Genomic DNA, 15,243 nt, shown 5'->3' on the forward strand with positions numbered 1-15,243 from the left:
GCCATGTTGCTGATGATCGATAATTACGACTCTTTTACCTATAACGTTGTGCAGTACCTTGGTGAGCTCGGCTCCCAAGTCAAAGTCGTGCGCAACGACGAACTCACCATTGCCGAAATCGAAGCGCTCAACCCGGAGCGCATCGTCGTGTCGCCGGGTCCATGCACCCCGACCGAAGCAGGCATTTCCATTGAAGCGATCAAGCATTTTGCCGGCAAGCTGCCTATCTTGGGTGTTTGCCTCGGTCACCAGTCCATCGGCCAGGCCTTTGGTGGTGACGTGGTCCGCGCCCGTCAAGTGATGCACGGTAAGACTAGTCCGGTATTCCATGAGGACAAGGGCGTTTTTGCAGGTCTGAATCGTCCGTTGACGGTGACCCGCTATCACTCGCTGATCGTCAAGCGTGAAACCCTGCCCGATTGCCTCGAACTGACGGCATGGACTCAGCTGGAGGACGGCTCGGTCGACGAGATCATGGGCCTGCGCCACAAGACGCTGAACATCGAAGGCGTGCAATTTCACCCCGAATCGATCCTCACCGAACAAGGTCACGAACTGTTCGCCAACTTCCTCAAACAAACCGGCGGCACGCGCTAAGGACTTTCCATGGATATCAAGACAGCCCTGAGCCGTATCGTCGGCCACCTCGACCTGAGCACTGATGAGATGCGTGATGTCATGCGCGAAATCATGACCGGGCAATGCACGGACGCGCAGATCGGCGCGTTCATGATGGCCATGCGCATGAAGAGCGAAAGCATTGACGAGATCGTCGGTGCGGTGTCGGTCATGCGCGAATTGGCGGACAAGGTAGAACTCAAGACGCTGGACGGTGTGGTTGACGTAGTGGGCACTGGCGGCGACGGTGCCAATATCTTCAACGTTTCGACCGCGTCCTCGTTTGTGGTCGCGGCTGCGGGTTGCACCGTGGCCAAGCACGGTAACCGTGCGGTATCGGGTAAAAGTGGCAGCGCTGATCTGCTGGAGGCGGCCGGTATCTATCTGAACCTGACGCCCATTCAGGTGGCGCGCTGCATCGATAACGTCGGCATCGGCTTCATGTTTGCCCAGACTCATCACAGTGCGATGAAGCACGCCGCCGGCCCACGACGCGATCTGGGCCTGCGCACGATGTTCAACATGCTCGGCCCGCTTACGAATCCGGCTGGCGTTAAACATCAGGTGGTCGGAGTGTTCAGCCAGGCGTTGTGCCGGCCATTGGCCGAGGTCTTGCAACGTCTTGGTAGCAAACACGTGTTGGTGGTGCACTCGAAGGACGGCCTGGACGAGTTCAGTCTGGCGGCACCGACTTTTGTAGCGGAATTGAAGAACGACCAGATCACAGAGTATTGGGTCGAGCCAGAAGATTTGGGCATGAAGAGCCAGAGCTTGCATGGCCTGGCAGTTGAAAGCCCGGCGGCTTCGCTGGAACTGATCCGCGATGCCCTGGGCAAGCGCAAGACTGAAAACGGTCAGAAAGCGGCGGAAATGATTGTGCTCAATGCCGGTGCTGCGCTTTACGCCGCCGACCATGCCACCAGTTTGAAAGAGGGCGTTGCCCTGGCGCACGATGCGCTGCATACAGGTCTCGCTCGAGAAAAGCTTGAGGAGCTGGGTGCATTTACCGCGGTATTCAGAGTGGAGAATGAGGGATGAGTGTACCGACGGTTCTGGAAAACATTCTGGCGCGCAAGGTCGAAGAAGTTGCCGAGCGCAGTGCTCGTGTGAGCCTTGCCGAGCTGGAACGTCTGGCCAAGGCGGCCGATGCACCCCGTGGTTTTGCCGATGCGTTGATCGCTCAGGCCAAGTTGAAACAGCCGGCGGTGATTGCTGAAATCAAGAAGGCATCACCAAGCAAAGGCGTGATTCGCGAGAACTTCATTCCAGCCGACATCGCCAAAAGTTACGAAAAGGGCGGCGCGACCTGCCTGTCCGTACTCACCGATATCGATTACTTCCAGGGTGCCGACGCGTACCTGCAACAGGCTCGCGATGCCTGCAAACTGCCGGTGATTCGCAAGGATTTCATGATCGATCCGTACCAGATCATCGAAGCCCGGGCGCTGGGTGCGGACTGCGTGCTGTTGATCGTCTCCGCACTGGATGACGTGAAGATGGCCGAGTTGGCAGCCGTTGCAAAAAGCGTCGGCCTTGATGTGCTGGTGGAAGTGCACGATGGCGATGAGTTGGAGCGGGCCTTGAAAACCCTCGACACGCCGCTGGTGGGCGTCAACAACCGCAACCTGCATACCTTCGATGTGAGTCTGGAAACCACGCTGGATCTGTTGCCGCGTATTCCGCGGGATCGTTTGGTGATCACTGAAAGTGGCATTCTTAATCGCGCCGACGTTGAACTGATGGAAATCAGCGATGTGTATGCGTTCCTGGTCGGGGAGGCGTTCATGCGCGCTGAAAGCCCGGGCACTGAATTGCAGCGTCTGTTTTTTCCTGAGCGCGGCACTGCAATCAGCGGTTCGACACTCGACTGACTCGACCTCCTCGCGAGCAGGTTCACGCCCACATTGAGCGCGACTGATGTGGGCGTGAACCTGCTGGCGAAGGTGGCTTCAGATGCACCATGGAATGACCCGTCAAACGGACTCTCTTATGCACCCGACCTCGCTAATCGTAGAAGCTGGACTGCTCGCCGAACAGGATCTGCTGGCCTCGGTTTGCTCCGGTGAATCGGAGTTCGGCCTGTTGTTCTGGCAACCCAGCGATAAAGCGCTGGTCATGCCTCGACGCCTGAGTCGCCTGCCTGGTTTCGAGGCTGCCTGCGATGCATCGGCGGCTGCAGGCTGGCCTGTGTTGCTGCGTGAAACCGGCGGTGAGCCAGTGCCTCAGTCGGCATCGACCATCAACATTGCCCTGGTTTACGCACCGCCCGCTCGGGAAGGGGATTTGAATCGCATCGAAACCGCGTACCGGCGCCTTTGCGATCCGATCTGTCAGCTTCTGGATGAGTTGGGGGGCGTGTCGTCTCTGGGTGAAGTCGACGGCGCGTTCTGCGACGGTCGTTTTAACGTCAACCTCGACGGGCGCAAGATGGTCGGTACTGCTCAGCGCTGGCGCCAAAGCAAGGGCGGTACGCGTCCCGTCGGCCTGGTGCACGGAGCTTTGTTATTGGATAACGAGCGTGAGTCGATGGTTGCAGCGGTCAATCGGTTCAACGAGGCGTGCGGTCTGGATCAACGGGTTCGCGCTGAGAGCCACATCGCCTTACATGAAAAGTTCACCGCACCTGATGCGCTGGAGCGGCTCGATACGCTTTATCGTCAGTTGCTGGCGGAAGTGGTTGCGGCTTAGTTTTCGAACTTGACGCGTAACTTGACGCGAAACTCAACGTGTACCGAAGACCACCATGGTCTTGCCTTTGACGTCCACCAAGTTGCGCTCTTCCAGATCCTTGAGCACGCGACCGACCATCTCTCGTGAACAGCCAACAATCCGGCCGATTTCCTGACGCGTCACCTTGATCTGCATGCCGTCGGGATGCGTCATGGCATCGGGTTGCTTGCACAGCTCCAAAAGGCAGCGGGCAACGCGGCCGGTCACGTCGAAAAACGCCAGATCGCCCACTTTGCGCGTTGTATTGCGCAGACGCTGTGCGATTTGTCCGCTAAGCACGTAAAGAATTTCCGGGTCTTGCAGGGACAGTTCACGGAATTTCGCGTAGCTGATCTCCGCGACTTCGCATTCGATCTTGGCCCGGACCCAGGCACTGCGTTCCTGTTCCAGACCGGCCTGTTCAAACAGGCCGAGCTCTCCGAAAAAGTCTCCGGAGTTAAGGTACGCGATGATCATTTCACGGCCATCGTCATCTTCTATAAGGATGGTGACCGAACCTTTGATAATAAAGAACAGCGTTTCCGAGCGATCGCCGGCACAAATGATGTTGCTCTTGGCCTGATACCGGCGGCGCTGGCAATGCATCAGCAGCTTGTCGAGGTTTTTGATTTTTGGGGTGGGAGCAATAGCAACCATGGTTGTATCCCGAAAAGACTGCACGGTGTGTTTGGTTTTTTTTAGGCGCTTGTGAAGGCCAGGACCGCGAGCGGACGGACTGCTTATTCGCTTCAAGCTGGCTATGCGCCAGTGAATTGGCGCCAGCATAACAGACACTTTCTGCAACATTCGAGATTTTGCCTACGCAGGCGAAGGTTATGTCCTACGGAGGTGAGCGCTGTCAATCAAGGACCCTGTGCTAAGCTGGCGACCCTTTTTTATGTAGTGGAGTCTTGGCGATGAAGGCACGCATCCAATGGGCTGGCGAAGCCATGTTCCTCGGCGAATCCGGCAGCGGTCATGTCGTGGTCATGGACGGTCCGCCTGATGCTGGCGGTCGCAACCTGGGTGTCCGTCCGATGGAGATGCTTTTGTTGGGTGTTGGCGGATGCAGCAACTTCGATGTGGTCAGCATCCTCAAGAAGTCCCGTCAGGCGGTAGAGAGCTGCGAAGCTTTCCTTGAAGCCGAGCGCGCCACCGAAGATCCAAAGGTATTTACCAAGATCCACATGCACTTTGTGGTCAAGGGCCGCGGGCTGAAAGAAGCTCAGGTCAAACGCGCCATTGAGCTGTCGGCCGAGAAGTATTGCTCGGCTTCGATCATGCTCGGCGCGGCAGGCGTGGAAATTACCCACGACTACGAGATCATTGAGCTCGGTTGAAATCGACATTCCCCCCCGATGCAAAAAAGGCGACTACCTCACGGCAGTCGCCTTTTTACTGGCTGATGCAAAACTCGATTGGCGCAAGGATCGTCCGCGATTGCGTCTTGAATATCGCCATCGGGGACAAGTCTTGCTCCTGAGGTCAGATTCGATAAGTACTCTTGGTCATGACCTTGGCCAATAAGCTCATCCCGAATTTCACTGGAGCCGGGAAGCGAAAGCCCCCAGCATCCAGTGCACTCTGCGCGTGATGCTCTTCATCCGTGCGCATCTGTTCAAGAATTGCTCTGGATTTTTCATCTTCCGCTGGCAGTTGCTCGAGGTGCTCGTTCAAGTGTTTGCACACCTGATGCTCGGTGGCGGCGACGAACCCCAGGCTGACTTTGTCGCTGATCAAGCCGGCGACCGCACCTATTCCGAACGACATGCCGTAGAACAACGGGTTGAGAATGCTGGTGTGGCTGCCCAATTGATGGATGCGTTGTTCGCACCAGACCAGATGGTCGATTTCTTCTTCGGCGGCATGTTCCATGGCGGCACGCACTTGTGGCAGTTTCGCCGTAAGGGCTTGGCCTTGGTACAGCGCCTGGGCGCAGACTTCGCCGGTGTGGTTGATGCGCATCAGGCCGGCAACGTGCCGGGTGTCTTCGTCGCTCATTTGCACATCAGGCTGCACGATAGCCGGGGACGGACGGTACGGCTGGCCACTGAACGGTAGCAGGGTACGCATCGCCGCATCGGCTTGCAGCAGTAGACGGTCAATCGGCGAGTAGTGACGTTGGGTAGTCATGCTGACCTCCGGGAAGAATCTCGGCGGCCAGTTTAACCGAATCGGCCGGTGAAGGTTTGCGTTGGGTCATTTGTGGGAGAGGGCGTCACCTGGAGCAAGCCCTCTCCTGCAGGGATTTGCGCAATCAGCCCGGCGGCCAGTGCATCTGACGCTGACCGAGCACATGCATATGGATGTGATAGACGGTTTGACCGCCTTCTTCATTGCAGTTCATCACGACGCGGAAGCCTTTTTCGCACCCCAGTTCCAGAGCGAGACGCTGGGCTGTGAACAGAATATGCCCGGCCAGTGCCTTGTCGTCCTCGGTGAGGTCATTCAGGGTGCGCACCGGTTTCTTCGGAATCACCAGAAAGTGCACGGGTGCCTGCGGGGCGATGTCGTGGAAGGCCAGAACCTGGTCGTCCTCGTAAATGATCTTCGCCGGGATTTCCCGGTTGATGATTTTGGTGAACAGAGTATCCACAGCTGTTTTCTCCGTTGTTTAGGCAGTCCTGAGTGTACCCACGCAAGCTACACCATCCCAGTGTTATGCCGTAAGACCGATCAGCGAGGGCAGTAGGCCTTGTTGACCATGCCTGCGATTATCCGGTTCAGCCAGCGTGAGCCGAGGCGCGGGAGGAAGGCGAACCACCGGTTGCGCTGACCTGGAATAATAATGGCGCGATTTTTTTCCAGCGCTCGCACGGTGTAAAGAGCAACCTCTTCGGCACTCATCATCCGCTTGTTGTTTTCAAGCTTGGCGGTGTCCATCTGAGCGGTGCTGAAAAACGCTGTGCGGGTAGGGCCGGGGCAGAGCACCGACACCTTGATCGCACATTTCTTGAGTTCTACGCGTAAGCCTTCGGAAAAATTCAGCACATAGGCTTTGCTGGCGTAGTAGGTGCTCATCCATGGGCCAGGCTGGAACGCCGCCAAGGAGGCAACGTTCAGAATCTGCCCGCCACCCTGCAAGGCCATCGTGTTGCCGATGGCGTGACACAGGCGAGTAAGGGCCAGAATGTTGACCTCGATCAGGTCCTGTTCGGTCATCCAGTCCTGAGCCAGGAAGGGACCACAGGTGCCAATACCGGCGCAGTTCACCAGCAGATCAATCTGCCGGTCACCTTCCTCGAGCTCCAGCAAAAATCCGGACAGCCGCAGGGGCTCTCCCAGATCGCAGGCTCGGAACAGTACCTCCACACCAAAACGCTGGGTCAGTTCTATCGCAATACTCTCCAGCTGATCACGCTGTCGGGCCACTAATAGCAGGCTGCGGCCACGGCGGGCCAGCGCTTCGGCCATCGCCAGGCCGATGCCGCTGGAAGCGCCAGTGATCAGAGCGTAACGGGTCATTCAGTTCTCCATCGCAACAGCTCCGCGCCAGTGACGCGGGTGTCACGTGCGGGGAGCGCTGTTCATTCTTTCGTAGAGTCTACAGGGGGCTGGGCTTCTTCTGCTGCTTCGTCAGCGGAATTTGGCGCTGGCTCTGCTTCCACTGCGGTCTGATCTTCGATCTCTTCGGTGGTGACGGAGTCACTTTCGTAACTGCTCTGGGTCGCGTTTTCGTATTCATCCTGAATTGCCGTGAGGCCACCCGCCAACCCTCCAATGAACAGGATCGCGATAAACACCAGCCACAACGCAGAGAGCACTTTCACTGCGTTGCTGTTGGGCGGTGGCGGTGCACCGTACCGATTGGCCGTGCTGTTCCCCGGCACAACCATCATCACGAACGGAAAGAAGCTACCGATAAAGGGGACGAGGTTCAGCAGCCACAACCAGCCGGACCAGCCGATATCGTGAAGACGCTGGACGCTGAACTGGATGCTGACAAAACCCAGTGCGACGACGAGGATGAACGCCAGCAGACCTGCAAGAATCAGCCCGGCGTTTGAATCCGAACTGAGAAGCGCCAGACCAAAAAGCGCAAGCACGATCCCGATGCCGAGTGTCACGAGCGTCAGGACCATCGTCCAGGCAAGAAAGCGTAAGCGTCCGATACGTCCCTGAAAGCTGAACGGCTTGAGGGGAGCAAAGTCGGGCAATGCTTCTCCGACCGCGGCGCGTGGCGGGGCATAGGGCGAATCCTGATCCGGCGAGGGGGGCACGTATGACGGGGCTGGTTCGTGCACGTCGGCCAAATCCAGCTCAATCGTTGGTTCGCTTTCGATCCGCGCATCAATGCCGGTTTTCACCAGTGCCTGTAAATACGTCTGGGCATCGGCGTGCGACAGGTCGCGCTTGAGAGCAACCGGGCGCCCACTGAACAGTCGTTCGATGGCCGTTACATCGCTTTTGAACAACTCGGCGAGATTGAGCTTGGCCGTAGTGACATCGACGCCTGGCAGCAGAGCGCCGTCGAATACGATCTTGAAACGGTTTTCGCTCATTGCGAGGCATCCTTGTCGCGAGTGTTTGAATGAGAGATGCATACGCCGATCGCAATCGACCGGTTTCTGCATTTAGCGAGGCCAGCGCTTCGGCAGCGTTGCGGCCAGTTCCAGCGCCTTGCGGTATTCGCTGTCGAGGCGCGAGACCAGTTCATCAACGCCTGGTAAGTCATCGATTTCACCAACGCCTTGGCCGGCGGACCATACGGTCTTCCAGGCTTTTGCTTCATCGCTTACAGGTTTGAGTTTGGAGCCGAAGTCAACTTCCCCTTTGCCTTGCAATGCCGCCATGTCGAAGCCGGCAGCCTCAAGGCTTTGACGCATGAAGCTCGCCGGAACACCCGACACTGCTGGAGTATGAACGATGTCGGCTGCTCTGGAACTCAGTAGCATCTCTTTATAGGCATCGGGCGCATGACTTTCGGTGGTGCCGATAAATCGCGTACCGAAGTAGGCCAGATCCGCGCCGAGCAATTGTGCGGCAAGAATCTCGTGGCCGTGGTTCAAACAGCCGGCCAGCAGCAGCGTTTTATCAAAGAACTGGCGAATCTCGGCAATCAAGGAAAATGGACTCCAGGTGCCCGCATGTCCACCGGCGCCCGCCGCCACTGCAATCAAGCCGTCTACCCCGGCCTCTGCAGCTTTCTCGGCATGGCGACGGGTCGTCACGTCGTGAAACACCAGCCCACCGTAGCTGTGAACCTCATCCACCAGTTCTTTCACAGCGCCAAGGCTAGTGATCACAATGGGAACCTTGTGTTCGACACAGATCGCGAGGTCCGCTTGCAGCCTTGGGTTACTGTTGTGGACGATCAGGTTTACTGCATAGGGCGCCGGATTTTCCAGTGTCGCCAAACCCGCTTCAATCTCTTCCAGCCAGGCCTTGAAGCCGCTGCTCTCGCGTTGGTTGAGCGCGGGGAAGCTCCCCACTACGCCATTACGGCAGCAGGCGAGCACCAATTGTGGATTGGAGATCAGGAACATCGGCGCCGCCACAACCGGTAGGCGCAAACGTTGTTCAAGCAAAGCGGGCAGCGACATTGTAGGTACCCCGAAAAGTAGCGCGTAGTGAAGTTAGAACGGTCGAACCACGACCAGAATTACGATAGCCAGCAATATCAGAACCGGCACTTCATTGAACCAGCGATAAAAGACATGGCTGCGGGTGTTTTCGCCACGGCCAAAGCGTTTTACCTGCGCGCCGCACATGTGGTGGTAGCCGATCAGAATCACTACGAGCGTCAGCTTGGCGTGAATCCAGGCACCCTGGCTGAATATGCTGGGGTTCATGGCGATCAGTGCGATGCCGAAGATCAGCGTGGCGATCATTGCCGGTCCCATGATGCCGCGGTACAGCTTGCGCTCCATGATGCTGAAACGCTCCTTGCTGACGGTGTCCTCACTTTGGGCGTGATAGACAAACAGGCGTGGCAGGTAGAACAGGCCGGCAAACCAGCAGACCAGACTGACGATATGAAAAGCTTTGAGCCATAGATAAAGCATTTTTTAGGTATTCCCAGGTTCACGGTAGCCTGGATAGTAGAGGCTTGAGGCTCCGCGCGTCACCTTGCCGGTTGTCGCAGCGCGATGCGGGCCCTATTATCGACGGCTTTCCAGTGGTTTCGTTTGAGGGCAGGTTTATGGTCAAGGTCGGTATCGTCGGCGGCACGGGTTACACCGGTGTCGAACTGCTGCGTCTGTTGGCACAGCATCCGCAAGCTGAAGTGGTGGTCATCACTTCCCGATCCGAGGCCGGTCTGGCCGTGGCTGATATGTATCCAAACCTGCGCGGTCACTACGACGGCCTGGCGTTCAGCGTTCCAGACATCAAAACCCTGGGTGCCTGCGATGTGGTGTTCTTCGCCACGCCTCACGGTGTCGCGCATGCCCTGGCGGGTGAGCTGCTAGCGGCCGGGACCAAGGTCATCGACCTGTCGGCGGACTTCCGCTTGGAAGACGCTGATGAGTGGGCGAAGTGGTACGGACAGCCGCACGGTGCTCCGCAATTGCTTGAAGAGGCCGTTTATGGCTTGCCGGAAGTCAACCGCGAGCAAATCAAACAGGCTCGTCTGGTTGCTGTTCCTGGTTGCTACCCGACTGCTACCCAACTGGGATTCCTGCCATTGCTCGAAGCGGGGCTGGCCGACACCACGCGTTTGATCGCTGACTGTAAATCCGGCGTCAGCGGTGCCGGTCGTGGCGCCGCCGTAGGTTCTCTGTACTCGGAGACATCGGAAAGCATGAAGGCTTACGCCGTCAAAGGTCACCGTCATTTGCCGGAAATCCGCCAGGGTCTGCGCCGTGCCTCGGGCAAGGACGTTGGCCTGACCTTCGTACCGCACCTGACACCGATGATCCGCGGCATTCACTCGACGCTCTACGCGACGGTCGTGGATCGCTCGGTGGACCTGCAGGCGCTGTTCGAAAAACGCTATGCCGACGAGCCGTTCGTCGACGTGATGCCAGCCGGTAGCCATCCGGAAACCCGTAGCGTGCGTGGCGCGAACGTGTGCCGAATTGCCGTGCACCGTCCACAGGATGGGGATCTCGTCGTGGTGTTGTCGGTTATCGACAATCTGGTGAAGGGTGCGTCGGGTCAGGCGGTGCAGAACCTCAACATTATGTTCGGCCTGGATGAGCGCCTGGGTCTTTCCCACGCAGGCATGTTGCCGTAACGCTTACCCCATTCAGCAAAAAAGGCCTGGATTTCAGGCCTTTTTGCATTCTTGTCTGACGATTTGCTTGATTGATATACCGTAACAATAGTTGACCGATTTTCTAGGAGAAGCGGATAATGCGCGTCATCACGCATTATGGCGGCGTAACGCCGGGAGATAGTTAGCATGAGCGTCGAATCCTTCACCCCCACGGCTTTGCAATTCACCCACGGTGCTGCGCACAAGGTGAAGAGCCTGGTCGATGAAGAGGGGAATGATCGCTTGAAGCTGCGCGTATTTGTTACGGGTGGTGGTTGTTCCGGGTTTCAGTACGGCTTCACCTTCGATGAAGAAGTGGCCGATGACGACACGATCGTTGAGCGCGAAGGTGTGAGTCTTGTCGTTGATCCGATGAGCTTTCAGTACCTGGCAGGTGCCGAGGTGGACTACCAGGAAGGTCTGGAGGGTTCGCGTTTTGTTATCAAGAATCCGAACGCCTCCACCACGTGTGGCTGTGGTTCTTCGTTCTCGATCTGAATACGCTTCAAGATAATACCGAGCGCCGCATAACCTGCGAGTTTTGCGGCGTTTTGCTGTCTGGAGTTTGCTGGGGCGCAGTCAGGCGGGATAGATAGCGCCGAGCACCCGCAAGCCTCGAGCGCCAGTGACACTGGGGCGATTGGCGGCAATGCCTGCGAGGCAGCAGTGGGCCAGCCAGGCGAAGGCCATCGCTTCTACCCAGTCCGGGTCGACGCCGTAAGCGGCAGTGCTGCAGACTCTTGTGTTGGGTAACAGACGGGACAGGCGATGCATTAGCGTGGCGTTGTGCGCGCCGCCGCCGCAGACCAGCAACTCACGCGTATCTGATTGAGCGCTTTGCAACGACTCAGTGATTGTCAGGGCGGTCAGTTCCAGCAGTGTTGCCTGCACATCTTCGATGGCGAACGTCGGCAACAGTGAAAGATGCTGTGTCAGCCAGGGTAGGTTGAACACTTCTCGGCCGGTACTTTTAGGGCCTTTGGTGACGAAAAACGGATCGCTCAGTAGCGCTTTCAACAAGACAGGTTCGACTTCGCCGGTGGCAGCCCAAAGGCCGTCGCGATCAAAGTTGTCGCCGCGTTGTTGATGAATCCAGGCGTCCAGAAGAACATTTCCCGGGCCGCAGTCGAATCCCGCAACGGGTTTGCCGGGTTCAATAAGGCTAAGGTTACTGAAACCTCCGACATTCAGCACTGCGCGGTTGCCGGCTTGCTCTTCAAACAATGCTTCGTGGAAGGCTGGCACCAGTGGAGCACCTTGCCCGCCGGCGGCTACGTCGCGGCTACGGAAGTCGCTCACCACGGTGATGCCCGTCAGCTCGGTTAGCAGGGCAGGGTTGCCAATTTGCACGGTAAAACCGCGCGCCGGTTCGTGGCGAATGGTCTGGCCGTGGCTGCCAATGGCGCGGATGTCCTCAGGTTTCAGGTTTTGTTGTTCGAGGAGAGCTTGGATGCCTTGGGCGGCCAGCTTCACCCAGTTTTGCTGGGCGATGGCGGAACGGGCGATTTCGTCTGGGCCGCTGGCGCACAAGCCAAGCAACTCGGCGCGCAATGAGTCCGGCATGGGGATGTAGTGCGTGGCGATCAGTTTGATCGCCGGGGTCAGCTCTATAAGCGCAATGTCCAATCCATCAAGGCTGGTCCCGGACATCACGCCTATATAGAGGGCCATGGTTTAGCGCTTGCTCGAAGCGAGCATGGTGGCCTTCTCTTGATCCATGCGCGCCATCAGCGGCTGGCTCTGCGCGAGGAAGCGTGCGCGCTCGGCTTTGGCGATCGGATCGGCCATGGGCAGCTTCTGGCCCAGCGGGTCGACGTGTACGCCGTTGACCTGGAACTCGTAATGCAAGTGTGGGCCGGTGGACAGGCCGGTGGTGCCAATGTAGCCGATTACCTGGCCTTGCTTGACGGAGCCGCCAGTCTTTACGCCCTTGGCGAAACCTTGCATGTGCCCGTACAGCGTGCGGTAGGTATTGCCGTGCTGGATGATCACTGTATTGCCGTAGCCGCCGCGGCGCCCGGCCAGCAACACCTTGCCATCACCCGCAGCCTTGATCGGCGTACCGCGTGGGGCAGCATAATCGACCCCTTTGTGAGCGCGAATCTTGTTCAAAATCGGGTGTTTGCGGCCCATGGAGAACTTGGAGCTGATGCGGGCGAAATCTACCGGAGTACGAATGAACGCCTTGCGCATGCTGTTGCCGTCAGCGGTGTAGTAGCTGCTATTGCCTTGTTTGTTGGTGTAGCGCACTGCAGTGTAAGTCTTTCCCCGATTAGTGAAGCGTGCCGACAGGATCGGGCCGTTACCGACGGCCTTGCCATTGACGACTTTCTGCTCGTAGATCACGTCAAACTCGTCACCCTGGCGGATGTCCTGAGCAAAATCGACGTCATAGCCGAACACACTGGCCATGTCCATGGTCAGGCTGTGGGACAGGCCTGCACGGGCGGCGGACTGCGACAGCGAGCTGTTAATCACGCCGTGGACGTAGGCGGAGCGTACGGTGGGCTTGGCGGTAATGCGATTGAATGTATAACCCTTGTCGTTCTTGGTCAGGGTAATGCTTTCAAGGTCGCTGACCTTACTGTGCAGGTTGGTCAGCTGACCTTCCGGATTCAGTTCGAATTCAAGTTTCTGACCATGCTTGAGTTGGCTGAATTGCTTGGCTTGCTTATCGCTGGCCAGCACTTCATGTACCGACGCTGCCGGCAGGCCGACTTTCTCGAACAAGGTTGAGAGCGTGTCGCCTTTGGAAACGATCACTTCCCGATGATTTGGGGCCTTCTTTTCTTCAACAGCCGGCGCTGGTGCAGGTTCTACCTGAGCGGTTTCCTTGGTTTCTTCAACGCTGTTTTCAATCTGCGCGAAAGGGGAGGTTGCGGACTCATTTGTGGCTTGAACGGCTTCAGCAGCGTCTTGATCTTGTGTCAGTTGTTCAGCAGGGCTTTCCAGTTCAAGACTCAGGGTTGTCTTTTTGGCTTCAACATCACTGGAAGGGAATACCAGAAGCGCCAGGCTCAGAAGGGCGGCAATACCGCTTGCTGCGAGCAGGTGGGTCTTCGGGTAAAGCGGCGGCGCTTTAGACGATTCTTTGGTCATAGGTAATTTTTGACTTTGAAGAAGATGAATTGGAATAGATGAATGACATGATGAAGATGAAATAACTGTATAAAATATAACCAAATCATCTCTGAAGCAAGTCCGTGGTTACTCTGCCAGCGGATTGGCGTCATTGCGCCGGCCAAACTTTGTATTTGGGGCGTGATCTTGTATGGTTGGTACCCTTTGAATTCGAGCCTTGCGGGTCTGTTATGAAGTCGGTTGAAGAGCAGCTAGCGCTGATCAAGCGTGGTGCGGAAGAACTGTTGGTCGAGTCAGAGCTTGTTGAGAAGCTAAAGCGCGGCCAGCCGCTGCGTATTAAAGCGGGCTTCGATCCGACTGCGCCGGATTTGCACCTGGGTCACACCGTGCTTATTAATAAGCTGCGCCAGTTCCAGGAGCTTGGGCATCAGGTGATCTTCCTTATAGGGGATTTCACCGGAATGATCGGCGATCCGAGCGGGAAAAGCGCGACGCGTCCTCCGCTGACTCGCGAGCAGGTGCTCGAAAATGCTGAAACCTACAAAACTCAGGTTTTCAAGATTCTTGATCCGGCCAAGACCGAAGTGGCATTTAACTCCACCTGGATGGATCAGATGGGGCCGGCTGACTTTATTCGGCTGACTTCGCAGTACACCGTCGCACGCATGCTCGAGCGTGATGATTTCGACAAGCGCTATACGACTAATCAGCCAATCGCTATTCATGAATTCCTCTATCCGTTGGTGCAGGGGTATGACTCTGTTGCGTTGCGCGCGGATGTCGAGCTAGGCGGCACGGACCAGAAGTTCAACCTCTTGATGGGGCGTGAGCTGCAGCGTGGTTATGGTCAAGAGCCTCAGTGCATTCTGACCATGCCATTGCTGGAAGGTCTGGATGGCGTGAAGAAGATGTCCAAGTCGCTGGGTAACTATGTCGGTATCCAGGAAGCGCCTGGTGTCATGTACAGCAAGCTGGTGTCTATTCCGGATGCGCTGATGTGGCGCTATTTCGAGTTGCTCAGCTTCCGCTCTATGGATGAGATAAATGCATTCCGTGCGGATGTGGAGTCGGGTGCCAATCCGCGTGACATCAAGATCAAGCTGGCCGAAGAGATCGTGGCGCGTTTTCATGGTGAAGAGGCTGCGGCCAACGCTCACCGTGCAGCAGGTAATCGTATGAAAGATGGCGAGCTGCCGGAGAACCTGCCGGAAATTGAGTTAGCTGCTGCTGAAGATATGCCGATTGCAGCCGTCCTTAATAAGGCAGGCTTGGTCAAAAACTCGGCTGTGGCGCGTGATCTCCTGAATGCTGGTGGTGTGCGTATAGATGGTGAGGTTGTCGATCGCACCTTTATATACGCGCTGGGCGCGACCCATGTCTGCCAGGCCGGAAAGAAGGCATTTGCGCGCATTACGCTCAAATCGGAATAAAGGTGAAATAAGGGGTTGACGGCGAATTGTAACGGTCTATAATTCGCCCCACTTCCGGCGCAGTCGAAACGGAAAACTCCTTGGTAAACAAAGAGTTACGCAGTTTTCGGCAGTGAGTTGCTTCAGGTCATCGAAGCGCGAAAGGAGTTGAAAAAGAGGTGTTGACAGCAGCGAGTAACGCTGTAGAATTCGCCTCCCGCTAACGAG

At 57.0% G+C, this 15,243-nt stretch carries 17 protein-coding genes; 8 read left to right on the forward strand and 9 right to left on the reverse strand.

Annotated elements, in window-relative coordinates; all coding sequences use genetic code 11:
* Nucleotides 1-3: 3 nt before the first annotated feature.
* The 4 genes from GBC55_RS03720 (at nucleotide 4) to GBC55_RS03735 (ending at nucleotide 3,306) form a co-directional block, all read left to right on the forward strand.
* Complete coding sequence (locus GBC55_RS03720) at nucleotides 4-597, forward strand: aminodeoxychorismate/anthranilate synthase component II (RefSeq protein WP_007980194.1); 594 nt, start codon at nucleotides 4-6, stop codon at nucleotides 595-597.
* Between the two features lie 9 nt (nucleotides 598-606).
* Entirely contained in the window at nucleotides 607-1,656 is a 1,050-nt protein-coding gene (trpD, locus tag GBC55_RS03725; protein ID WP_162436283.1) for an anthranilate phosphoribosyltransferase, read from the forward strand.
* On the forward strand, nucleotides 1,653-2,489 hold the full coding sequence (gene trpC / locus GBC55_RS03730) for an indole-3-glycerol phosphate synthase TrpC (protein ID WP_162436284.1): 837 nt from the start codon (nucleotides 1,653-1,655) through the stop codon (nucleotides 2,487-2,489). The genes trpD and trpC overlap by 4 nt, the downstream gene beginning before the upstream one ends.
* Nucleotides 2,490-2,583: 94 nt before the next feature.
* Nucleotides 2,584-3,306 carry a lipoate--protein ligase family protein gene (locus GBC55_RS03735; protein WP_162436285.1) on the forward strand — a complete coding sequence of 241 codons (723 nt, stop codon included), beginning with the start codon at nucleotides 2,584-2,586 and terminating at the stop codon, nucleotides 3,304-3,306.
* Nucleotides 3,307-3,339: 33 nt separating this feature from the next.
* Here the strand turns inward: GBC55_RS03735 and crp are convergent, their stop codons facing one another.
* The gene (gene crp / locus GBC55_RS03740) at nucleotides 3,340-3,984 is read right to left on the reverse strand and encodes a cAMP-activated global transcriptional regulator CRP (RefSeq protein WP_162436286.1); all 645 of its coding nucleotides are present in this window, start codon (nucleotides 3,982-3,984) and stop codon (nucleotides 3,340-3,342) included.
* Nucleotides 3,985-4,244: 260 nt separating this feature from the next.
* Here crp and GBC55_RS03745 point away from each other — a divergent pair, with 260 nt between their 5' ends.
* A complete protein-coding gene (locus GBC55_RS03745; protein ID WP_008061600.1) occupies nucleotides 4,245-4,667 on the forward strand; it encodes an OsmC family protein in 423 nt (140 codons plus the stop codon).
* 145 nt (nucleotides 4,668-4,812) lie between these two features.
* Here GBC55_RS03745 and coq7 read toward each other — a convergent pair whose 3' ends face one another.
* The 6 genes from coq7 to hemJ all read right to left on the reverse strand — a co-directional run bounded on the left by coq7 (nucleotide 4,813) and on the right by hemJ (nucleotide 9,332).
* Nucleotides 4,813-5,460 (reverse strand): 2-polyprenyl-3-methyl-6-methoxy-1,4-benzoquinone monooxygenase, encoded by a 648-nt coding sequence (gene coq7, locus GBC55_RS03750; protein WP_162436287.1) that lies wholly within the window; start codon nucleotides 5,458-5,460, stop codon nucleotides 4,813-4,815.
* A gap of 124 nt (nucleotides 5,461-5,584) precedes the next feature.
* Nucleotides 5,585-5,923, reverse strand: coding sequence for a histidine triad nucleotide-binding protein (locus tag GBC55_RS03755; protein WP_008027110.1), 339 nt, complete (start codon nucleotides 5,921-5,923; stop codon nucleotides 5,585-5,587).
* 80 nt (nucleotides 5,924-6,003) lie between these two features.
* Nucleotides 6,004-6,792 (reverse strand): SDR family oxidoreductase, encoded by a 789-nt coding sequence (locus GBC55_RS03760; protein WP_162436288.1) that lies wholly within the window; start codon nucleotides 6,790-6,792, stop codon nucleotides 6,004-6,006.
* Nucleotides 6,793-6,854: 62 nt separating this feature from the next.
* Nucleotides 6,855-7,829, reverse strand: coding sequence for a DUF805 domain-containing protein (locus GBC55_RS03765; protein ID WP_162436298.1), 975 nt, complete (start codon nucleotides 7,827-7,829; stop codon nucleotides 6,855-6,857).
* Between the two features lie 72 nt (nucleotides 7,830-7,901).
* Nucleotides 7,902-8,870: a nitronate monooxygenase family protein gene (locus GBC55_RS03770; RefSeq protein ID WP_162436289.1), complete on the reverse strand. Its 969-nt coding sequence runs from the start codon at nucleotides 8,868-8,870 to the stop codon at nucleotides 7,902-7,904.
* A gap of 33 nt (nucleotides 8,871-8,903) precedes the next feature.
* Nucleotides 8,904-9,332: a protoporphyrinogen oxidase HemJ gene (gene hemJ / locus GBC55_RS03775; RefSeq protein ID WP_162436290.1), complete on the reverse strand. Its 429-nt coding sequence runs from the start codon at nucleotides 9,330-9,332 to the stop codon at nucleotides 8,904-8,906.
* A gap of 137 nt (nucleotides 9,333-9,469) precedes the next feature.
* Between hemJ and argC the strand changes: the two genes are divergently transcribed.
* Together argC and erpA are read left to right on the forward strand one after the other, a co-directional pair.
* On the forward strand, nucleotides 9,470-10,504 hold the full coding sequence (gene argC, locus GBC55_RS03780) for an N-acetyl-gamma-glutamyl-phosphate reductase (protein WP_162436291.1): 1,035 nt from the start codon (nucleotides 9,470-9,472) through the stop codon (nucleotides 10,502-10,504).
* Between the two features lie 168 nt (nucleotides 10,505-10,672).
* A complete protein-coding gene (erpA, locus tag GBC55_RS03785) occupies nucleotides 10,673-11,023 on the forward strand; it encodes an iron-sulfur cluster insertion protein ErpA (RefSeq protein ID WP_007947969.1) in 351 nt (116 codons plus the stop codon).
* A gap of 81 nt (nucleotides 11,024-11,104) precedes the next feature.
* Here the strand turns inward: erpA and GBC55_RS03790 are convergent, their stop codons facing one another.
* Together GBC55_RS03790 and GBC55_RS03795 are read right to left on the reverse strand one after the other, a co-directional pair.
* A complete protein-coding gene (locus GBC55_RS03790; protein WP_162436292.1) occupies nucleotides 11,105-12,196 on the reverse strand; it encodes an anhydro-N-acetylmuramic acid kinase in 1,092 nt (363 codons plus the stop codon).
* 3 nt (nucleotides 12,197-12,199) lie between these two features.
* Nucleotides 12,200-13,624, reverse strand: coding sequence for a peptidoglycan DD-metalloendopeptidase family protein (locus GBC55_RS03795; protein ID WP_162436293.1), 1,425 nt, complete (start codon nucleotides 13,622-13,624; stop codon nucleotides 12,200-12,202).
* A gap of 212 nt (nucleotides 13,625-13,836) precedes the next feature.
* Here GBC55_RS03795 and tyrS point away from each other — a divergent pair, with 212 nt between their 5' ends.
* A complete protein-coding gene (gene tyrS, locus GBC55_RS03800) occupies nucleotides 13,837-15,036 on the forward strand; it encodes a tyrosine--tRNA ligase (RefSeq protein ID WP_162436294.1) in 1,200 nt (399 codons plus the stop codon).
* Nucleotides 15,037-15,243: the final 207 nt, after the last annotated feature.

Origin of the sequence: Pseudomonas sp. TNT3, from assembly GCF_010095445.2 — a bacterium.
Taxonomy (GTDB): domain Bacteria; phylum Pseudomonadota; class Gammaproteobacteria; order Pseudomonadales; family Pseudomonadaceae; genus Aquipseudomonas.